Genomic DNA, 22,290 nt, shown 5'->3' with positions numbered 1-22,290 from the left:
CGGATAGACTCTTTACTATTGGCCATATGTTATTAATCCAATATACCAAAATGTTAAAAACAAGTGAGAAAATTTATACAATTAAGAAGGAAGTCGAAATTACAATCATCTTCCTTCCATAATATATTGTATAATTTTCACTTCTTATAAAAAATATTATCTCTATAATACTTCAAATAAGTTTACTTTAATCCATTTCGAATCGATGTAGCAATTGCGCATTGATTGCTACGATGATGGTGCTTAAGCTCATCAGTATTGCACCGACAGCCGGGCTGAGTACAATGCCCCAAGGAGCCAGAACGCCTGCAGCCAATGGGATGGCAAAAATGTTGTAGCCGGTTGCCCATATCAAGTTCTGAACCAGTTTATTAAAGGTCCGTTTGGAAAGGCTGAATATGGCCAGTATATCTTTCGGATTGCTGTCCACAAGAACGATATCTGCACTATCCATAGCGATATCTGTCCCTGCCCCTACCGCAATGCCAACATCTGCTTTCGTCAAGGCCGGCGCATCATTAATACCGTCCCCGGTCATTGCAACCACTAAACCACGCTTTTGAATTTCCGTCACTTTCTCTGCCTTCTGATCCGGCAGAACTTCTGCATAGACTTCATCAATCCCGATTTGTTCTGCAACGTAATTCGCCACTTTCCGGTTGTCTCCAGTGAGCATGATGGCCTTGATATTTCGCTTGTGCAATTGTTCAACCGTCTGTTTTGAGCTCTCTTTGATTTTATCTGCCAATGCGATGGCGCCTGACAGTTCTTCATCAATGATCAGGAACACAACCGTCTTACCCTGTTCGGACCATTTGTTGAAATTCTGATCGTCAAAGCTGATACCTTGTTCACTGATATACCCGGGACTTACAACTTTGATATTCCTGTTATCAATTGTCCCTTCAATTCCCACGCCAGTAATGGAATTGAAATGAGTCATTTCATGCAGTTTCAGTTTTCTTTGCATTGCTTCATTGAGTATTCCCGTAGCAATGGGATGCTCAGAGTCATTCTCTACTGTCGCTGCATAGCTTAGTATCTTATTTTCGTCCATATCACTGAAAGTTTGCACGTCTGTTACTCCAAATTTACCTTCAGTTAACGTACCAGTTTTATCGAAAATTACCGCATCAATATTCCGGGCCCGTTCGAACTGAGGACGTTTGCGAATCAACAGACCATGCTTCGCAGATAAAGCAGTAGAAACAGAGATGACCAGGGGCGCTGCGAGACCTAAAGCATGCGGGCAGGTGATAACCATGACGGTCACTGTTCTTTGTATGGCCGTATCTACAGTGGCTCCGATACTTATCCAAACAATAAACGTGATAATACCGGCAGCCAAAGCGATATAAAACAGCCATTTGGCCGCCTGATTCGTGATGTCCTGCGTTTTGGATTTTGTCTTCTGGGATTCTTTGACCATTTCGATGACCTGGTTCAAGTAGGACTCATCCATCAGTTTTTCTACTTCTATTGTAAGTGAGCCTTCCCTGTTGATCGATCCACCGATGACCTCGTCATTAACAGATTTGGTTACGGGAACGGACTCACCTGTCAGCATGGATTCATCGATTTGGGATTTTCCTTTAACGATCTTTCCATCCAATGGCATCTTTTCTCCCGGTTTGACCAAGAGCAGATCCCCTGCTTTGATAGCATCAACCTGCACTTCTTCCGTCTCACCATTCTCAGCAATACGGTTTGCTGTGCTTGGCATCAGGGATGCCAGTGACTCCAGAGCTTTGGATGCATTATTGATGGATCGCATTTCAATCCAGTGGCCCAGAAGCATGATCAGTACCAGGGTTGCCAGTTCCCAGAAAAGCTGCTCCCCATTAAATCCGAATACGACAGCCATACTGTAGAAGAATGCGATGGAGATGGCCATGGCAATCAGTGTCATCATCCCGGGTTCTCTGTTTCTCAGTTCATCAAAAGCCCCCTTGAGGAAAGGCCAGCCGCCATAGAAATAGACGAATGTGGACAGGCCAGCGAGGATATAGAGGTCCCCTGCAAAGTGCCAATCGACACCCATGAAATCCTGGATCATCGGAGACAGGAGAAGGATCGGAATGGTGAATATCAGCACAACAAAAAACTTATTCCGGAACTCCGTCACCATATGTCCGTGATGGTCATGTGCACCGTGCCCATGATTATCGTGGTCATGTTCATCATGAGACCCATTGTGACTTTCATGGTCATGATGGTCGTGATGGGTATGCTCTTCCTGACCATGATGATTGTGATTTTCCTCCTGGTCAGGATGTGCCTCTTTTTTGTGATGATTCATTTTATCACTCCCTCATATTTATCTCACTTTCATCATACCCCGATGGGGTATGATGAAACAAGTAATCGATTCTCAATATTGAATTTCATATGACAATATACTCAAATGACATACGAATCATGGAGTGGTTCGTATTGGACGCGAATATAAAAAATCTCTGAACACTTTGGAAGTGATCAGAGATTCAGGCCGGAAATAACTACTTCAGCTGCAAGTCTGTCAAACAAGTACTATCCCTTTCGAAAGTGGAAAAAGTGTACTCAGTATGTTTATATTGAGGCCTTATTGATAAATGGGCTTATAAAAAGTTATTCGTCTTCTGTTTTGTCACCATGGGACTCCATGAAGTCACCACAGGCATTCATCATCTCTTGCCCTTCAGGTGAATTCATTCCTTCCATCATTTGAGACATGTTTCCATTTTCCATCATGTTCATCATTCCATTGCCTCTCATCATGTTGCCTACGCCATTACTTTCTGGTTCTTGGGCAAATACTGTTGTTCCTAATACCAATAGAGCAGCAAAAGCAAAAGATGACACAAATGGTACTTTTTTGAATTTCATTTCTTGGTCTCCTTTCTATTCATTATAACTAGGACACCTTTAGTATAAACGACAAATTTGTTGAATTTGTGAGGATAAAAATTTTTAATTATTATTTTTTAAAACAGCCTTTTTAGCTTCAAATTCTTGATCATCAATTTCCCCACGTGCATATCTTTCTTTTAGAATTTGTAGTGATGAATCTTCTTTTTTGTCAAATGGTTTGAGTATTAATAAGACTATTCCATATATTAAAAACCCTAACACAATAATCCATATTATCATGTTAAGAATCATGCTTCCATCCATCATAGACATCATAGTTGTTACCTCCATCATTCTTTTATTTTTCTAATAAAAGTTTATATATTTGGATTCTTTTTAAATTTGTCTCATTTATTCTTTCTTTTCTTTAGAATTACAAAATATACAATCCCTATGATTAGGATCGGTAACCCCATCCATAAGCAAATCTCCAGAAAAGTTTTTAAATAGGACTCTATTGATCCTGTTCCCCACATCATTGTGCCAGAAGCAGTAAGACACATTATTCCAATTGCAATTAGAAGTACGACAATCAACCACTCTATCTTTTTCATATTGCCTCCTTATTCAGCTACAGGGAAACTTAACTGAAACCTCGTTCCTTTACCCACCTGGCTATTTACCGAAATAGTACCATTTTGTAGTTCAACCAAATTCTTTACAATTGCCAATCCTAACCCTGTCCCCCCAAGCTCTCTTGAACGAGACTTTTCAACACGATGGAAACGGTCAAAAATAAGTGGTAGATCTTTTTCAGGAATTCCAATACCCGTGTCCTCAATCATGATGTGAATTTTTTTATCTGCATTCCATACTTTCACAACGACGGATCCTTTTTCTGTATATCGGATCGCATTCCCCAACAAGTTAGTGAAAATTTGTTCTAAACGGATCCCATCAGCCTCGATGTGAGGTACACTTTCATCAACTTGAATTTTTAATGTCAGACCTTTCTTTTCAATTTCCATTTTGACTTTGAAAAGGGCACTTTCCAATACTTCTGTAAGGTCGATAGTAGACATTTGAAGGTCAATTTTACCTTCTTCCATTTTGGATAAATCAAACAAATCATTGATTAATATAACCAGCCGATCCGTTTCATCTTCAATAATGTTTAAATATTGAAGCTTTTCTTCTTCTGACTGGTAAAGACCCTGTTTTAATACTTGAGCATATCCTTTTAGGTATGATATTGGTGTGCGTAATTCATGTGATATGTTTGCAAAAAATTCTCTTCGCTTCGTTCTATATCTATTTGTTTCTTGTGCAAGGTCGTTAATTGCTTTTCCTAACGAACCTATTTCATCGTTTGAAGGAATACTTACCTGTATGTCTAAATTCCCCTTTGCCATTTGCCGGGTCGCTTGTTCCATCTCTATGAGTGGATCTGACATTTTCTTTGATAGTAAAAACGTGAAGCCAAGTGCTAGAAATAAAGCACCAACTGCAGACAATATTAGTAAATCTCTAATTTTCTCCACAGGTTCATGGACATCATTTATAGGCGCTAAAACAAAAAAGGCTCCTTGGAAAGTACCAGAACGGATGATAGGATGGCCCGATCCAATGTAGCTGACTTCTGCTCTAGCATCATGAAACATTTTTTGAACAGGTTGTCCTTTCCACAATAGATCTATATCTTTATTAGATAGATTAGTTATTTGGACACCAGGTTCTACTACGACATTTCCATCCGAATCTATAATATAAATTTCCTTATTAGTCAACTCGCCCAGTGTCTTAAACATATTTAGAGAGTTCTCATTTTTTAGAGATGTAATGGTAAGGGCATACTTTTGAGAAAATTCTTCTACCTCTTCTTGAACTTGATTATAATAAAAATTGGTAAAAATTTGATTCGCAACATATCCTAGAGGTAACAATACGACTAAAAATAAAACCATAATAGTTCCACCTAGTTTCAGAACAATTTTATTCATGTCATGTTTGATCCTCTTGTGTATTAAATTTGTATCCTACACCCCAAACAGTTTTGATTGGGTTATAGGACAACCCTACTTTTCGAACTTTTTCTCGGATGTTTTTCACATGTGTATCAATCGCTCGAAAATCACGAAATTCATCGTTGTCCCAAATTTTATCCAATAATATCTCACGAGTAAAAACCCTTTTGGGCTGACTCGCTACAGAATAAAGAATATCAAATTCTTTTGGAGTTAACTCTACTAGGACACCTTTATGCCTAACTTCTCTACTTTCATTATCAATTGACAAGTCTCCAAAGTGCAACTGAGTACTATTGGTTTCCTCTTTCTCAACATGTTGTCGACGAAGCAAGGCATTCACACGGGCAACTAGTTCCTCTGGAGCAAATGGTTTTATCAGGTAATCATCGGCACCAAGATTCAAACCATGAACTCGATCCTTAATATCATTTCGAGCAGTTAACATCAGGATAGGTACTTGACTGGACTTACGAACAGTTTTACATACTTCCCATCCGTCAATATCTGGCAGCATGATATCCAAAACCATTAAATCATAAGGGATTTGACGAGCCATCTTGATGGCTTCATCCCCATCCACTGCTTCATCAACCTGAAAATTCTCCTTAGATAAATAAATCTTAACTAAGTTTCTCATGTTCCATTCATCATCAACAACTAGAATTTTACTTTTCATATACTAGCCTCATTTTTTTATTGCATCATTCATTTTAATCTAAAAATTTGTATTATCTGTGAGGTTTCTTTTTATTCTATATTTGTTTTCTTAATTGTAATCATTATACATGTAGCCATTGAACCTTTAAAGAAAAGCCTTAACTTTTTTAAAAGGAGTTAAGGCTTAAAAATAGTTTGGTTATCCTGTGGTAACGAGTGATTATTCACGGTCATGAAATCATCATTTTAATGGGTAATTGCTACACCTTTATCAACGCTTTTATCCCATGTCTCTCCGCCGTCATTTGAAAAATAGATATCTTTCGCATTGGTAGCAAAAACCAATTCATCTTTATTTATAGGGTTCTGTTTTACATAAGCTATTGCATCCTCTTCTAGACTTGGAATACTTAGCTCATTCACTTCGTTTGAAGGCAAATTAATTTTTAAAAGTTTCGCCTCTTCTGACTGCGTTGCTACCAAAAGATTATTTTGATGGTCAAATGAAACAGCGGAAACAGCCTCAGAATCAGATAGTCTTTCAAAATTATTTCCATAATCATCTGATAAGAAAATACCTTGGTCTGTTCCAATAGCAACGATTCCTTCTTCTGTTGGATGTGCTGCCAATGAAGTAGCCTGTCCTACCAGTCCTTGTAACATACTTTGGTTCCAAGTCTTAGTTTCATTAGTAGAATAATAAAATCCCGGTTGATCCATTCGTGAATTTTCCGCTGGATTAAATAAATAAATCTCTTGCGTTTCATAACTCACGGTCATCCCATGAAAATCAATTTCTTCGTATAAGTCAAGAATATCAATTGTTTTGCCTTTATCAGTACTTTTAACAATTCCAAGTGGGTTTGCTAGTTCTGAATTAGGAGATGGGTGTCCACTGCTATAGAACCCTCCCTTGAACATAGAAAAGCCCATATAGTCATGTTTTTCTCTCTCTGTTGGAATAGTCCAAGCGCCATCCTTGTATACTTTTAGTCCATCATGGGCAGGCACATATAACTCTTCCCCGTCACTTGTGTACCCAAGACCATGAATATGTTGAAACGTTACTTCTTCTTCAGTATTTACAATCGCCATAATTAATAGAAAGATTGTTACCATGAAACCTATAATAGAGACCCATTTATAAATGATGCTTCTCTTTGAAATCAAATGATGTTTGTTACGGTTTTCTTTATTTTTCAAGCTAATGTTTTTCATTTTCTTCTTAGCTAATACAAATAATCCAAGGAAAATTACAAGTATTATCAGTGAGGCGATGAAACCATAATTCCAATAATTTGTAACTTCTTCACTGGCATGTCCTTCAGTACCATGAGCAAAAACCTTAATTGGAACCAAAAACAAAACAAAATTCATAGCTGATAATAAAATTACTTTTTTCATTATTTTTCATTTACACTCCTAGTAAAAATTATTTTAAATAGAACGATTAATAGTAAATACAAAAAGTTTGTGGAAAGTAAGTGGTTTTTAAAAGTCATTTTTGCCTAATGTTATGTTGGAAACCAGTAAAGCCATTTAAAAGAAGTTGCTAGAATTTTTTTCACATCAAATGGCTTATGTTACTAAAAAACTGATACCATATGATTCCTCCAACAAAAAACATTACAGAAACGCTATTCACTATTTTATAATTTAATTGTGTAGAATTTGTGAGGGTATATGATCATAACGAATTTATACTTTCCTCTGACCGATTTTACATCGCTAGAGTTAAATTGGGGATATGTAACAGGAAACCCCACTTGGAGCTCAGAGTACAGAATTTTTATTTATAATAATTATTCTTACCTGATTGTCTACATTCCTAATCTTGCATTCAAATGATATTTCAAGACCTTTATTTCAATATTTTATTAATTACACTTTTCCCGATATTTGTCCTTAACAAAAAAATAATTACAAGATGAAATGAAAAACATCTGACCTTGCCAATTGTCATGATACTGTCATACAGAGTGATTTTATAAAATGCTATAATGAAAACCATGAATCAGAACGACAGGCAGGTGACAAACATGAAGGGACGTACGCGCAACATCCTCAGGGTGAGCATCATAGTGACCATCACCCTGCTCATAGGAATTACAGTATGGTTCAACCTGACTTCTGGCACGCAGGCAGTCGAAGTGGGTGATGAGGCTGTGGACTTCAGGCTGACGACACTCGAAGGGGAAGAGATACAGTTATCCGAGCTGATCGAAGATAAGGGCGTCATCCTGAATTTCTGGGGCACGTGGTGCCCGCCATGCCGGGAAGAGATGCCAGATATGAATGATGTCTACACTGACGGACACGAAGATTATGAAATCGTTGCTGTGAATATTGGTGAAAATGAACAGCAGATTACTCAATTCCTATCCGGTCTTAGTGCGGATTTAGAATTCCCGATTGCACTGGACCGCTCAAGAAGCGTCACAGAAGCTTATAATATCGGCCCCTTGCCGACAACCATTGCTGTAAACAAAGAAGGTATTGTCGTCAAAAAGCAGGAATATCAGCTCACGCACGAAGATATATTGGCTTTCGTCGAGGAAGCCACTGAATAGGATGAGTGAAGTATGGAACTTAAAGAGATGAAATGTGAATCATGCGGTCATATCAACCCGCCCGGCACCCAGCTGTGCCAGTCCTGCGGCAAGATGATTGACAGTGACTACGACCAGAATAAAATCAAAGACCTGATGAGATATGACGGCAGTGCCATCAGATCCAAGACGAAACCGAAAAGTATTTTCGACAAAATCTGGATCTTTTTCACTTCCGTCAGAGTCGGTGTGTCCATCATACTGGCCATCACCGTTGCGGCTGCCATCGGGACGATCTTCCCGCAGGAATACTACATTCCAATCGGTGTCGATCCGGGCGAACACTATCAGGAAAACTACGGGACCCTTGGTTATCTCTACTACTCACTGGGATTTCATAACCTCTATTCCTCCTGGTGGTTCCTTATTCTCAATGGTTTGCTTGCCCTGTCGATCATTGCAGCAAGCATAGACCGCGGAATACCGCTGTTCAAATCGCTGAAAAATCAGCGTGTCAAGAAGCATGACTCCTTCTTTCGCAGGCAGAGGCTGTTTCTGAATACGGAACGTCCTGCCAATACCGACAGCCTTATTGATGCATTTTCGAAAAAGCGCTACAAGGTGAGGAAGGACGGGAACAGCTACCTGCTCGAGAAGGGGCGCCTGTCCCGCTACGGCCCCTACATCAACCATATAGGACTGATCCTCCTGCTTTTCGGCAGCATGTTGAGGTTTTTCCCTGGAATGTATGTAGACGAACTCATCTACCTCAATGAAGGGGAAACGGAAGAAATCCCGACCACCCAAGGACAATATTATATCAAAAATGAACGCTTCGTCATTGACACATATGAGAAAGAGGATGGCGAAGTCTTCCAGCAGGCACTTTCAGAAGGATCGGACCTCGTCAGCAACTTCCAGACCGACATCACATTCTATGAGAATAATAGTGCGGACATCGTCGGATCCTCCCCGGACCTCGAAGAAATCGACGAGTACAGTATCCGTGTTAATCACCCGTTCAGTTTTGGTTCTTATGAGTTGTATCAGTCGAGCTATGATAATTCTCAACTTAAAGCGATGACTTTCAGAGTGGAGGATGCCTCAGGCAATACAATCGGCGATAATTTCACCATTAATCTGGATGATCCGGATTCACAATTTGCCGTATCTGAGGATATCAGCGTCAACATGAGAGCGTATTCGCCTGATTTTCTCGAAGTGGCTGACAATGGAACACTCGTTTCGGCGACACCTGTTCCGACGAATCCCGCCTTCGTATTTGAAGTCACAAATGGACAGGAAAGCGAATTGAGCCTCTTACAGATTATGAACAGCACTGATATAACGGAAAACAATGAATACAATATCAGATTCGTCGGTGCTGAAGAACACATTGCCACCGTTCTTACAGTCAAAAAAGACCATACGATACCATTCATCGCAACCGGGTTCATCATCTTTTTAATCGGCCTCTCAGTTGGTTCATATATCAACCATAGAAGGATATGGATCAAGGCAGACGATGATTTCATGCTAGCAGCCCATACCAACAAAAACTACTTCGGCATGAAGCGTGAAATAAACGAAGTGCTCGAATCCAACGGTCTCGAAGCCGTCAATGACAAACTGGATGATGAAGACAAAAACAAGGAGTAATACTATATGGCATCCCAACTTGTATCAATCAGTAGTACGCTGCTCTATGCAGCTTTCATACTATACCTTGTCGCGATGCTTCCCCTGGCGACGAGCATCAAATCAAAATCGAACAAGCCTGCAAAGATAGCCATCACCATGGTAGTCATTGGATTTATCCTGCAGATATCCTATTTCATTTTAAGGTGGATTGCGCAGGGGCATGCACCCGTATCGAACATGTATGAATTCATCACCATGTTCGCCATCATGATCATCGCCGGTTACCTGATCACGTATTTCTATTTCAAGACCAGGCTGCTCGGGTTGTTTGCGCTTCCGGTATCCATGCTTCTCATGGCCTATGGCAGCATGTTCTCGAGAGAAGTGGAGCCGCTGATCCCTGCACTGCAGAGCAATTGGCTCGCCATCCATGTCATTACAGTGACCCTGGCTTATGGCATACTGTCGATGAGTGCCGTCGCCGGCCTGATCTATCTGCTGAAGGCCGTCCCGTCGGATGAAAAATCCTGGCGGGCACGCTTTTTGGAAGCGATTATGGCGGGTATCATCATAGTAATCACTTTCATTGCCACCACAGTGCTCATGCAGAATGTGATCGGCTATCAGGATGACTTCCTCTACCAGGATAAGCAGGGCCAGAATCAGATTGCCGAATACCATCTGCCGAGCCTCATCAATTTCGAGGGGGCTGTGCCTGTAGAGCATGTGGGTGAAAACAACTATGAGGAGGCGGATCATTTCCATAGTGGCGTGAACCTCCCTCCGCTGATTGATTCACAGAAGCTGAACACTGTACTATGGTCCTTCCTGCTCGGTCTGATCGTGTATGGAATCATACGACTCATCCTGAGAAAACGGATCATCGCAGTGCTGAAACCGTGGTCCAACAAGGCAGACCTCAACCTTATGGATGAAATCGGCTACCGCTCGGTCATCATCGGTTTCCCGATCTTTGCACTCGGAGGCATATTCTTTGCCTCAATATGGGCGCAGATCGCCTGGAGCCGTTTCTGGGGGTGGGATCCCAAAGAGACATGGGCATTCATTACGTTCATGTTCTATACAGTGTTCCTGCACCTCAGGCTCAACAGGGGATATGAAGGTGAAAAATCGGCATGGCTGGCCATCATCGGCTTCCTGCTCATCCTTTTCAACCTGATCGCCATCAATCTGCTCGTTGCAGGGTTGCATTCCTACGCATAACGCAGCAACACATGAAACTGATTGATCTTTCAATCTTTCAGCGAATCCTATGATAGTGTTGAACAGTACACATATATGCAATATCTCATGATAAAGGGTGCAGTGAAACCGAATGAGAATAAGATATAGTTGATCTGGATATACTAATACATCGGTAATTTCAAATAAAAGAAACCGTGCAGATCCATTTAATGGATCTGCACGGTTTCTTTTATATATTTCACATTGTTTTTCGATTGATCATTTCTCGAACAAAGTTTATAGATGTATATTTATCTTCTTTATATAGAAAGTGATGTGTGTATCCCTTTTTAAACTTATCAATTACAAGTTTTGGATTATATTCTTTTAATAATAAATTTTCTATACTCTGAACTAGAATCCTTGGAAGTCGCCGAAAAATGGCTGTAACCAAATAATGATTTGAGTCAATCCATCAAAGTAAAGAAGGATACCCATCAATACCATAATCACGCCACCAACCTTCATAATTACGTTTGAGTATTTCAACATCCACCGTGTACGGGATACAAAGAAGCTCAAAATGAAGAATGGCACTGCAAATCCAAGACAGTAAACAATCATTAAAATTAAAGCATTATTTGGTGCCGTTGCACTCATTGCAAAAATAGCACCAATAATTGGGCCATTACAGGGCGTCCATCCAGCACCAAATGCCGTACCTATAAAAATTGAACCTAAAAATCCAGATGGTCTATTTTTGAACTGTATTTTCCTGTCTTTCATAAGAAAATTAAAGTTTAATACACCGGTAATGACCAACCCAAAGATGATGATCAGAACTGAGCCGAGCTGTCTAATCAAATTCGCATGCTCAATCAACAATCCACCTAAAAATACTGTACCAAAACCGAGTGCAATATATACCAAACTAAATCCGACGAGAAAAAAAAGTGTATGTAATATCGCTCTTGCATTGAATTTTTGATTTTCCACTTCATTATAACTCATGCCTGTTATATAAGAGACGAAAGCAGGAAACACCGGAAGCACACAGGGCGAGACAAAACTTAAAACACCGGCTCCGAATGCAAGGAGAAACGTCACTTCACTGCCCATGAAAACACCCCCATTCACAGCCATTCTATCAGACATGAAGGAGGATCTTACATAATTTATACCAATGTTTTAGAACATTCTATGACATTTAAGTCTGCCCATTCTGCACCTGGCATATTTTATGATAGATTTCACGGTGTCTGCTCAGTTCCTCATGATCCCTCTTTCTAGAATTGAACCGTGGTTTAAAACCAGAACCTGATCGATGTTTTGTTATGTTGACAGTATATCCAATCGTTAGAGTTATCTCACCTTTTTTCATCTTCAATAAAGTAATCACTTGAATAATAAAAATATAAAGTTTATAATATATTCAAATTAAAATTTGAATGAAGAGGTGGAATATGAATAAGACAGATGCTTGTGATATTTTTTGTTATGACGAGGAAAAGGTTAACCGGATGCAAGAGAATTTACAAACTGTAGATATTGCCGGTATATCACAGATGCTTAAGGCTATTGCCGATGTGAATAGGGCAAAAATCACCTATTCCTTATGCAAGGAAGAGGAATTATGCGTCTGTGATATCGCAAATATACTCGGTGTGACTGTAGCAAATGCATCTCATCATTTACGCACGCTCTACAAAGAAGGCATCGTTACATTCAGGAAAGAAGGGAAACTCGCGTTCTATTCACTGGAAGATCAGCATATTAAAGAAATCATGACGATTGCATTAATACATAGGAAAGAAGTGATAACCAATGTCTGAAGGGATTGCAGAGCTGACTGAAGAAGAAAAAAAAGTTTACCGTGTTCAGGGGTTTTCCTGTGCGAACTGTGCAGGGAAATTTGAGCGCAATGTGAAGAAACTACCGGAAGTTCAAGACGCGAAAGTCAATTTTGGCGCCTCTAAAATCTCAGTCTACGGGTCCACAACGATTGAAGAATTGGAAGAAGCAGGTGCGTTTGAAAACCTCAAAGTGGTGCCTGAAAAGTCTAGTCGTCAAGCGCAACCAGAAGTTAATAAAGAAAAAAATGTTTACCGTGTTCAGGGGTTTTCCTGTGCGAATTGTGCTGGCACATTTGAGAACAATGTGAAGAAACTACCTGAAGTTCAAGATGCGAAGGTGAATTTTGGCGCATCAAAAATTTCTGTATATGGTTCTGCAACGGTTGAGGAACTGGAAGAAGCAGGGGCGTTTGAAAACCTCAAAGTGGTGCCTGAGAAATCCCGGGAAGAAAGTGGACAAGACAAAAAAGAAAAGGAAGTAACCATTCCATTTTATAAAAAGCACAGCACTCTGCTCTATTCGCTACTGTTTATCGCTTTTGGCTTCATTTCAATGTTGGTGAATGGTGATGACAATATTCTTACACCACTGCTGTTCATCACTTCCATGATTGTCGGAGGGGCTTCAATGCTGAAAACGGGTCTCCAGAATTTAGTCCGGTTTGAATTTGATATGCGCACACTCATGACAGTTGCTGTTATTGGTGGTGTAATCATAGGCGAATGGGCAGAAGTGGCAATTGTCGTCATTCTCTTTGCCATCAGCGAAGCTCTGGAGCGCTTCTCGATGGACCGTGCGAGACAATCCATCAGTTCGTTGATGGATATCGCACCCAAAGAGGCTCTTGTCAGACGCAACGGACAGGAAATGACAGTGCACGTCAATGATATTGCTGTGGGCGATATCATGATTGTTAAGCCTGGACAGAAAATTGCTATGGACGGCGTAATTGTCAATGGCTACTCTGCAATCAACCAGGCAGCAATCACAGGTGAATCAGTGCCGGTTGAAAAATCGATCGATGATGAAGTATTTGCAGGGACACTGAACGAAGAAGGCTTACTGGAAGTTAAAATCACTAAATTGGTTGAAGATACGACCATTGCCAAAATCATTCATCTGGTGGAAGAAGCACAAGGTGAGCGTGCTCCTGCCCAGGCATTCGTTGATAAATTTGCAAAATATTATACGCCTGCCATTATGGGTGTCGCAGTGCTGGTTGCGATTGTACCCCCGTTATTTTTCGGTGCGAGCTGGTCCACTTGGGTGTATCAAGGGTTAGCGGTTCTCGTTGTAGGTTGTCCTTGTGCATTGGTCATTTCTACTCCGATATCCATTGTTTCAGCAATCGGAAATGCTGCCAAGAAGGGAGTCCTTGTAAAAGGCGGGGTCTACCTCGAAGAAATGGGTGGATTAAAGGCCATTGCATTTGATAAGACCGGCACACTCACAAAAGGCGTCCCGGTTGTAACTGATTATCGTTTAATCGACAATGCAATTGATGAAAAGGAAATGCTGGCAGTCATCACAGCATTGGAATATCGTTCCCAACACCCATTGGCATCAGCAATCATAAAGAAAGCGGATAGCAATAATGTTCCCTATTCCGATATACACGTCGAAGACTTTTCTTCCATTACGGGCAAAGGGATAAGGGGTAAGATCAATGATAAGATGTATTACATTGGCAGCCCGGCATTGTTTAAAGAGATACAGGCAGCCAATTTCAGCAATACAATTGAAAAGGATGTCAAAACGCTTCAGAAACAAGGGAAAACGGTCATGCTTGCGGGCACAGAGAATGCCGTCCAAGCAATCATTGCGGTTGCCGATGAAGTACGCGAATCAAGTAAAGAAGTGCTTCAGAAACTGCATCAGGCAGGCATTAAAAAAACAATCATGCTTACAGGTGACAACCATAGTACTGCCAATGCCATCGGTGAACATGTCGGTGTCACAGATGTTCGATCTGAATTGCTGCCACAGGATAAACTCGATGTAATCAAACAATTGAAAACCGAATATAATCATGTGGGAATGGTCGGAGACGGTGTCAATGATGCTCCGGCATTGGCAGCTTCCACAGTTGGCATCGCCATGGGTGGGGCCGGTACAGATACAGCCCTTGAAACAGCAGATGTCGCTTTAATGGGCGATGACCTGAGGAAACTGCCCTTTACCATCAAACTTAGCCGTAAAACATTGAACATCATCAAAGCGAATATCGCTTTTGCCATTGGAATCAAACTGATTGCTCTGCTGTTGGTGATTCCAGGCTGGTTGACACTTTGGATTGCGATCCTCTCAGATATGGGTGCCACGGTATTAGTCGCACTCAATGGTTTGAGACTCATGCGTGTGAAGGAAGATGAATAGGTTTTGAATCTCTTCACTTTGAATCGAAATTTTAAAATATTGGAGATGTAAGAATGATTGTAACGGCATTTACAGCTGCTGCGGTTTACGTAGCAACAGGCATCGATTACCTTATTATATTGATTCTTCTGTTCTCACAAGTGAAAAAGGATCAGATCAAACATATTTGGATCGGTCAGTATATAGGAACGGCAATTATCATTGGTGTGAGCCTTCTGGTCGCTTTGGGGGTTGCCAATCTGGTTCCCCAGCAATGGATGATTGGTTTGCTTGGGCTCCTGCCCCTTTACCTGGGTATAAGGATATGGATTAAAGAGGATGAGAATGAGAATGAAAGCAACATTCTCTCTCTCTTCTCCTCAGGCAGATTCAATCAATTATTTGTGACGGTCACTTTCATCGTGTTGGCTTCCAGTGCGGATGATTTCTCCATCTACATCCCTTACTTCACGACATTGGATATGACTGAAATTATTGTTGCCGTCATAGTCTTCTCAATCACGGTTGGCGTTCTGTGCTACATCAGTTATCGATTGGCTTCCTTGGATTTCGTATCAGAAAAGATTGAGAAATATGAACGTTGGATCGTTCCCATTGTTTTTATAGGGCTAGGAATTTATATTATGTTTGAGAACGGTACGTTTAATGCTTTGACTTCCCTTCTCTTTTAAAGTGTTATATCTAAACTGTATAAATATTTAAAAAACAATCTATTTTCGAACCTTAGCTAAGATCTAATTCGAAAAAACAAACCACTTTGATTAATTCTTTTCAAGGTGGTTTGTTTTTTGTTCTACGATTCTTAAATAAGCCAGTATTTTAAGTAACTTTATTTTCGCATATAGATTGGTATGCTGATATAATTCCAGTTTTGACATAAATTCGAACAATACATGATTGGCTCATTAAACGAAGAGTTTGGTGATACAATTAGTGTTAAATAAAAATAGGCAGGTGTTTTAATGAAAAGAAGTAATTCCTCTACATTTAAATTTATTGTAATTGCTACCCTGGCTATTGTGGTATTGGTTATTGCAGGTGTTATTATCTACAATACTAATTCCCAATCGAGTCAGGGAATGGTATCAGGTAAGCAACCTCCAATTGAAGACCAACCGACATTAGGCGATTCAGATGCGCCTGTTACAATAGTAGAATTCGGAGATTTCAAATGTCCAGCTTGTAAAGCTTGGGGATCAGATGTTTTTCCAAAACTGGTAAATGACTATGTCGATACAGGAGAAGTGAAGTTCTCTTATGTAAATGTCTTATTTCATGGAGAAGAGTCTGAATTAGGATCATTAGCAGCTGAATCCGTCTATAAACAAAATCCTGATGCTTATTGGGAATTTCATAAAGCGCTCTTCGAAGCACAACCGAGTGATGACCACGATAGAAGTTGGATTACAACTGAAAATATCCTTGAAATAGCGAGCGGAGTCTCAGGTATTGATACAAATGATTTGAAATCTTCGATTGAAAATAATTCAGAGATGGACGCAGTGAATAGAGATTCGGAGCTGGCTTCAGAAATTGGCGTTCAATTCACCCCAACTATTATGATAAATGAGACAATAATAGAAGACCCATTCGATTATGAGTCAATTAAAGAGGTAATAGACTCTGAATTAGAGGAAAATTAAGATATGAGAAAAACAGATATTTCTCAGCTATTATTATATGTAGCATGGTTGGTCTCAATTATAGCAACACTTGGCAGTCTATACTTCAGCGAAATACAAAGCTTCATTCCTTGTGAACTTTGCTGGTACCAGAGAATCCTAATGTATCCTTTAGTATTGATACTTGGAATAGCCACCTTTCAAAATGATAAATCTGTTAAGAAATATGTATTACCAATATCAATCATTGGCAGTTCAATTTCTCTCTTTCATTATTTAGAACAAAAAGTACCTGGATTTGCGGAAATTAAACCATGTGCCAATGGTGTGCCATGCAGTACCGAGTATATTAATTGGCTTGGATTCATCACAATACCATTTTTAGCCTTAATTGCGTTCTCATTAGTTTCAGCATGTATGCTTCTTGTTAGAAAATAGAAAATCATTATTAAAAGAGGTGTCATCAAAATTGATGGCACCTCTTTTGCTTATATATTGATTTGTTTTACTGCACCTATTGCACACCTAAAATAATTCCAACGTAAATGGATATAGACATCAGTAAAGAGGAGAATGTAGAAGCGAAAACAGACTTTTTTCGTACAGCTGAGTATATGGTCAATAATAAAAACAACAAACCTAAAGCGAATAACAGGTAGTTTTCCAAAGCAAATGACATGGTGACATTGAACACGCCCCCCTGTTCAGCATTCTGGATAGTGTTTACAATATCTCCATCGTACAATGCATTAAATAGGGGGGAAGCCCCCTCTGTTTTTACCAGACTATAAATTTGATGCGGTGGCCAGGACTGCCCCATAAAGGCTGTCAGCCCGAACACAACCAAAGCATAGATACTTTCCAGTCTTGCCCATTTTAAAGGGTTGAATGACGCATTATTTTGCTGCTTCCTAAACAGAAATCCATTTATCAAAGCGAATATTACAAGTGAAATGATAAATATATGCTTCAGAACCAATGCCTGGCCGTAATTCACTATAAGACTGTTCTGATATTCCTGCAGCACAGAAGCGTTCACATCATCATATGAATCAATATCAATTTCCATAGTAAAGTACCCTGTAATGATCGCGATTGCAAGGCATATTATTGCCACTGGAGTAAACCATTTCAAAAATGGTGTCCAATTATGTTTATCCTTGGAAAACCAGCTGATTACAAAAAGAATTCCTATCCATATGCTAATTGACATGAAATGAAGTGTATGTACAATGAATCCTTGCCATTCGGTAATGGTGGCAGCATGTGCTGAATTTGTGTAGCCGAACAGCATCAATAAGGTTAAAACCAAAGCCCACATTTTTAAATGCAACTTTTCTGTCAGGTGCCTGGCTCTCAATACAAATATGAGAATGATGGATATAAAACTGATAAACAACCAGGCTTTGCCAATTTCAAAGGTCAGTATTACATTCATTAAGGTTGACCAGAGACCCATATCTCCAGCCAATATACTTGCCGTTCGAAAAACTGGAAAGAAAACGGTTATAGGTATTAAAATAGCCGTTAAATATAGTAACTTTTTGGGCACGTTCAAAGTTGTCCTCTTATCTTCCGGAACGATATATAAAATCAAAGAGCCGATGAGGAGCGAGAAACAAATGTATAATATAAATTCTGTCAAGGAAACTAAAAGCATTTCAATTCACCTCCTACTTTTTGCGTTTATCAGTAAATAACCAGATTGCAAATATTGTACCAATAACTACAAGAAGAATTATGATTACAGTACTTAACGAAACTCGATCATTTACGGTATCCGTCTGTTCTCCGGTTGTATTTTTTGAGCCGGAAGATTGATCATTCGGTTCATTCCCCACCCCATAGTCAGTATTATTCTGACCGGCATCATTTGTTTCGGTATTAATATTATTCTCATTTTGATTGACACCTTTCTGAATTTTACTATCTTCAGTTCCCAATATTGAGAAAGAATACCCATCCTCAATCAAATGCCCATCACTTCCGATGATCTTCCAATTCACTCTATACGTTCCTGATTCGAGCACATCTTTAAATGTTGCTTTCATTTCATCATCTTCTATATCAATAGCTGATGGTTGAAGCTCCTGACCCTCTTCATTCGTAAGGTAAAGGGTGCTCCCATTTTCAATCTTTGTACTAAAGTAGAGTTCTATTGTATCTATGGTTTCTTCGAGTTGTTCTCCATCCACTGGGTCGGCTGCTTCTAAAACAGAGTGTCCACTGGCTTCTTCGAACGGAATCGCAACAAATAACAGTGTAGCCGCTATAACCACATACATTATTCTTAAATCAAACATGTAACATTCTCCTGTTCAAGCTGCCATAATTTATATAGGAATCATATCATTTAATCAACTAAAAAGATGTGTGCTGTAAGAGTTGTAATGAAATCGTCAAATATATAGTAATGAAGTGTGCTAAAAAAGCTGCCATAAATATTATGGCAGCTTTTTCATAATGCAATATATTCTCTTATTTAATGTTCATGATTATGCTATATATTGTCATCCTTGCACATTACAGAATCTTTATGAGGATGATTTTCACTTTCCATCTGAATAGTTGCATGGCCAATATTCTCGTCTTCCAGCTTTTGTTCAATTGTTTTCAACATTTCCTGGCTTTCCTGAACAGAAATGCTTCCATCCACTACCACATGGCATGAAAGTGCATTTTGACCACTTGTAATACTCCATACATGTAAATCATGCATGTTATTCACACCAGGAACACTCTCTATGGTTCTAATCACTGCATCGATTTCAACATTTTTGGGTGTACCTTCCATCAATACATGAATGGACTCTTTTGTCACACGCCACCCACTTATTAATACAAGCATTGCGACAATCACACTTGCCATCGGATCTGCCCAGCCCCAGTTGAAGAAGATAATCATCAAAGCCGCAATAATGGCACCCACTGAACCAAGCAGATCGCCGATCACATGTAAAAATGCTGCACGTATATTCAAGTTTTCCTTCGTATCCCCGCCTCGCATGAGGAGCCATGCTACAAGGATATTTACCAGTAATCCGATGGTAGCGATTATCAACATACCAGTAGAGGCCACTTCAGGAGGGTCTGTAAACCGTTGGTACGCCTCATAAAAAATGTAAATGGCAATCAATACCAGAGTAACTCCGTTAAATACTGCTGCAAGAATTTCAAACCGTTTATATCCATATGTTTTACTATAATCGGCAGCTTTTTCTCCAAGTATAAAAGCCAACAACCCAACACCCAGCGAAATTGAATCACTTAACATATGACCCGCGTCAGCTAGTAAGGCGAGACTATTGGTCAAGAAACCCCCAATCGCTTCAATAATCATATATCCTGTGATAATGAAGAAACTGATCATCAAGGTCTTTTTGTTCGTACCATGTGTATGGTCATGCTCCTGACTCATCCAATTACCTCCTATTAATATTTGCAGATGGGTATGTTAAATTGATCTCTATATATATAGTTCTCCCATATTTCTTTGTTTAGTGGTGACAAGCGTGATCAATTGTCTCTTTCAACATGTTCATTACATGTGCATCATCATGGGAATAATATAGAGTAGTACCCTCTCTTCTATATTTGACCAATCGCAAATTTTTCAAAAACCTTAATTGGTGGGAGACAGTAGATTGTCTTAAATGTAAGTTTTCAGCAATATCGTTCACGGAATATTCTTTAAGAAAAAGCAAATTTAGTATTCTGATTCGTGTCGGATCACTTAATGCTTTGAAAGTCTGAGATACAACAAATAAAGTTTCTTCATCAAGATCTTTGGTGTTATAAACAGTTTCGTTTTCCTCAATGTCTTTTATGATTGCTCACCTCTTCCTAGTCATAATGATAATTCTCAATTAATATATGCTTATATTCATATATATTCATATATTAAAAATGTTTGGCACTATTGTCAAGATATTCGTAATAATGAGTATTATCAAGTCTATCATTCTAATTGATATAAAATTGCATCTATCTTTTTCCTACCACTTCAATTAGAAATCAAGGCAATCATTGATAGATTATATTATACTGATTTGCAGAAAGGTTCATCTTATAAGAAAATTTTTAAATGGAAAAGAGATTTATTTATGGGGACATTAGAAAAATTCCAAACTTTTATTATACTATTCGCTATTGGTTCAGGTCTTTTATTAGGACAATTAGACGTAATTGAACAATATGCAGAGACTCTGGTTGTTCCGTTCTTATTCTTAATGCTCTATGGATTGTTTTTGACGATTCCACTGCATCAACTAAAAAAGCATTTTTAAATATCAGGTTCCTTGGATCCAGTACTATCATTAATTTTATATGGACACCAGTATTAGCCTGGGGTTTAGGGGCTATTTTCTTATCAAACCATCCGGCTTTATGGATTGGTTTCATTATGCTTATGGTGACACCTTGCACGGATTGGTATCTGGCATTTACAGGCATAGCAAAAGGAAATGTGTCTCTTTCAACATCGGTTCTACCGATTAATTTGATTCTACAAGTCGTGTTTTTGCCTGTATATCTACTACTGTTCGCTGGAAGCATTGAAACGATACCCCTCTCGACACTTATAGAGAGTATATTGATTGTATTAATCGTTCCTTTCGTACTTTCTCACCTTACGAGATTCCTATTGAGAAAAAAAGAATCAGTTTTAAACAGCAAAGTTATACCCTTTTTTAGCAATGCTCAGATTTTCTTTTTGTCATTAGCCATTATGGCAATGTTCGCTTCTTAAGGTTCATACTTACTTGATAACTTGGAAGTCATTTATATTTTAATTATACCTATCTTGATGTTTTTTGTTATCAACTATGTATTAGGTCGTCTGGTGGGAAGAATCTTGAAGTTTTCCTATGAAGATTCGGTCAGCTTAAGTTTGACGATTATTGCGCGAAATTCTCCGGTAGCCTTAGCTATAGCTGTCACAGCATTTCCCAACCAGCCACTCATTGCTTTGGCTTTGGTTATCGGACCTTTAATTGAATTGCCTGTACTTGCCATTGTGTCCCAAGTACTGCTTTTCACAAAAAAGAGTGAAAAATGAAAGAGGATGCCATATGACTTGGGTAAACTTTATTAAAAACGACTGTTTATTAAATATTTACAGGTTTTAATTTAAATTTAGTTATGTCTAATCAAGGTAGACCCTAAATAGACAATACTAGAGTGTTGAATTCACTGGTTTTCGAGTGTATGATTAGGGTGTATTTTAATTATATTCAGAAAAGATGGTTATGTGAAAATTGGGTGTCAATTTCGATATTATTTTGCACTAAAGTTAAAAAGCTCAGCTTATCACGAAGACAGCTGGGTTTCTAAATTGAGTATGCAAAATAACACTTAAAATAGATGCAAAATAGTTACTAAAGTCACAGGACGATTTCACGGATGTGGCAAATCGTCCAATAAACGATCGTTTACTGGAAGAGTATAAAAATGATTACTATATCAAAAAAGAACTATAAAGAAATACAGAGACTCTATAAATAATATGATGAGTGCTGCTTTTCTTGGTATGCTGAATGGCTGCATAAAAAA

19 protein-coding genes and 1 pseudogene are annotated in these 22,290 nt (G+C 39.0%); 9 read left to right on the top strand and 11 right to left on the bottom strand.

Features of this window, described 5'->3' with window-relative positions; all coding sequences use genetic code 11:
• Positions 1-187: 187 nt before the first annotated feature.
• From FO441_RS11505 to FO441_RS11480, 6 genes are all read right to left on the bottom strand, one after another.
• Positions 188-2,299 (bottom strand): copper-translocating P-type ATPase, encoded by a 2,112-nt coding sequence (locus FO441_RS11505; protein WP_145290287.1) that lies wholly within the window; start codon positions 2,297-2,299, stop codon positions 188-190.
• Positions 2,300-2,607: 308 nt separating this feature from the next.
• A complete protein-coding gene (locus tag FO441_RS11500; RefSeq protein WP_145290284.1) occupies positions 2,608-2,865 on the bottom strand; it encodes a hypothetical protein in 258 nt (85 codons plus the stop codon).
• Between the two features lie 84 nt (positions 2,866-2,949).
• Complete coding sequence (locus tag FO441_RS11495; protein WP_145290281.1) at positions 2,950-3,165, bottom strand: SHOCT domain-containing protein; 216 nt, start codon at positions 3,163-3,165, stop codon at positions 2,950-2,952.
• A gap of 287 nt (positions 3,166-3,452) precedes the next feature.
• Positions 3,453-4,829 (bottom strand): ATP-binding protein, encoded by a 1,377-nt coding sequence (locus FO441_RS11490; protein ID WP_145290279.1) that lies wholly within the window; start codon positions 4,827-4,829, stop codon positions 3,453-3,455.
• Position 4,830: 1 nt separating this feature from the next.
• The gene (locus FO441_RS11485; protein ID WP_145290276.1) at positions 4,831-5,532 is read right to left on the bottom strand and encodes a response regulator transcription factor; all 702 of its coding nucleotides are present in this window, start codon (positions 5,530-5,532) and stop codon (positions 4,831-4,833) included.
• Between the two features lie 227 nt (positions 5,533-5,759).
• On the bottom strand, positions 5,760-6,917 hold the full coding sequence (locus tag FO441_RS11480; RefSeq protein ID WP_145290272.1) for a F510_1955 family glycosylhydrolase: 1,158 nt from the start codon (positions 6,915-6,917) through the stop codon (positions 5,760-5,762).
• A 596-nt stretch (positions 6,918-7,513) separates the two neighbouring features.
• Between FO441_RS11480 and FO441_RS11475 the strand changes: the two genes are divergently transcribed.
• Genes FO441_RS11475 through ccsB form a run of 3 tightly spaced genes read left to right on the top strand, consistent with a single transcriptional unit; the run spans position 7,514 to position 10,927 of the window.
• Positions 7,514-8,083 carry a redoxin domain-containing protein gene (locus tag FO441_RS11475; RefSeq protein WP_246095136.1) on the top strand — a complete coding sequence of 190 codons (570 nt, stop codon included), beginning with the start codon at positions 7,514-7,516 and terminating at the stop codon, positions 8,081-8,083.
• Positions 8,084-8,095: 12 nt separating this feature from the next.
• Positions 8,096-9,721: a cytochrome c biogenesis ResB family protein gene (locus FO441_RS11470; protein WP_145290269.1), complete on the top strand. Its 1,626-nt coding sequence runs from the start codon at positions 8,096-8,098 to the stop codon at positions 9,719-9,721.
• Positions 9,722-9,727: 6 nt separating this feature from the next.
• Positions 9,728-10,927 carry a c-type cytochrome biogenesis protein CcsB gene (ccsB, locus tag FO441_RS11465; protein ID WP_145290266.1) on the top strand — a complete coding sequence of 400 codons (1,200 nt, stop codon included), beginning with the start codon at positions 9,728-9,730 and terminating at the stop codon, positions 10,925-10,927.
• Positions 10,928-11,302: 375 nt separating this feature from the next.
• Here ccsB and FO441_RS11460 read toward each other — a convergent pair whose 3' ends face one another.
• Positions 11,303-12,007, bottom strand: a complete 705-nt coding sequence (locus FO441_RS11460; protein ID WP_145290263.1) for a cytochrome c biogenesis CcdA family protein — start codon at positions 12,005-12,007, stop codon at positions 11,303-11,305.
• A 344-nt stretch (positions 12,008-12,351) separates the two neighbouring features.
• Here FO441_RS11460 and FO441_RS11455 point away from each other — a divergent pair, with 344 nt between their 5' ends.
• The 5 genes from FO441_RS11455 to FO441_RS11435 all read left to right on the top strand — a co-directional run bounded on the left by FO441_RS11455 (position 12,352) and on the right by FO441_RS11435 (position 17,178).
• On the top strand, positions 12,352-12,720 hold the full coding sequence (locus FO441_RS11455; RefSeq protein ID WP_145290260.1) for an ArsR/SmtB family transcription factor: 369 nt from the start codon (positions 12,352-12,354) through the stop codon (positions 12,718-12,720).
• Positions 12,713-15,118, top strand: a complete 2,406-nt coding sequence (locus FO441_RS11450; RefSeq protein ID WP_145290257.1) for a heavy metal translocating P-type ATPase — start codon at positions 12,713-12,715, stop codon at positions 15,116-15,118. The genes FO441_RS11455 and FO441_RS11450 overlap by 8 nt, the downstream gene beginning before the upstream one ends.
• 53 nt (positions 15,119-15,171) lie before the next feature.
• Positions 15,172-15,789 (top strand): CadD family cadmium resistance transporter, encoded by a 618-nt coding sequence (locus tag FO441_RS11445; RefSeq protein ID WP_145290254.1) that lies wholly within the window; start codon positions 15,172-15,174, stop codon positions 15,787-15,789.
• Positions 15,790-16,080: 291 nt separating this feature from the next.
• Entirely contained in the window at positions 16,081-16,761 is a 681-nt protein-coding gene (locus tag FO441_RS11440) for a DsbA family protein (protein WP_145290252.1), read from the top strand.
• 3 nt (positions 16,762-16,764) lie between these two features.
• Positions 16,765-17,178 (top strand): disulfide oxidoreductase, encoded by a 414-nt coding sequence (locus tag FO441_RS11435; RefSeq protein ID WP_111747095.1) that lies wholly within the window; start codon positions 16,765-16,767, stop codon positions 17,176-17,178.
• Between the two features lie 76 nt (positions 17,179-17,254).
• On the opposite strand, the gene FO441_RS11430 is transcribed toward FO441_RS11435, so the two are convergent.
• From FO441_RS11430 to FO441_RS11415, 4 genes are all read right to left on the bottom strand, one after another.
• Positions 17,255-18,400, bottom strand: coding sequence for a copper resistance D family protein (locus FO441_RS11430; RefSeq protein WP_145290249.1), 1,146 nt, complete (start codon positions 18,398-18,400; stop codon positions 17,255-17,257).
• 13 nt (positions 18,401-18,413) lie between these two features.
• A complete protein-coding gene (locus FO441_RS11425) occupies positions 18,414-19,043 on the bottom strand; it encodes a copper resistance CopC family protein (protein WP_145290246.1) in 630 nt (209 codons plus the stop codon).
• 197 nt (positions 19,044-19,240) lie between these two features.
• Positions 19,241-20,158 carry a cation diffusion facilitator family transporter gene (locus FO441_RS11420; protein WP_145290243.1) on the bottom strand — a complete coding sequence of 306 codons (918 nt, stop codon included), beginning with the start codon at positions 20,156-20,158 and terminating at the stop codon, positions 19,241-19,243.
• Between the two features lie 79 nt (positions 20,159-20,237).
• On the bottom strand, positions 20,238-20,558 hold the full coding sequence (locus FO441_RS11415) for an ArsR/SmtB family transcription factor (protein WP_425473452.1): 321 nt from the start codon (positions 20,556-20,558) through the stop codon (positions 20,238-20,240).
• 285 nt (positions 20,559-20,843) lie between these two features.
• On the opposite strand from FO441_RS11415, the pseudogene FO441_RS11410 reads away from it, so the two are divergent.
• A pseudogene (locus FO441_RS11410) lies at positions 20,844-21,796 on the top strand (arsenic resistance protein).
• The last annotated feature ends 494 nt before the right edge of the window (positions 21,797-22,290 follow it).

The sequence above is a fragment of the Salinicoccus cyprini genome (assembly GCF_007713705.1).
Lineage (GTDB): Bacteria > Bacillota > Bacilli > Staphylococcales > Salinicoccaceae > Salinicoccus > Salinicoccus cyprini.
The sequence above is the reverse complement of the archived record's forward strand: the minus strand, read 5'-3'. Positions and strand labels throughout refer to the sequence as shown.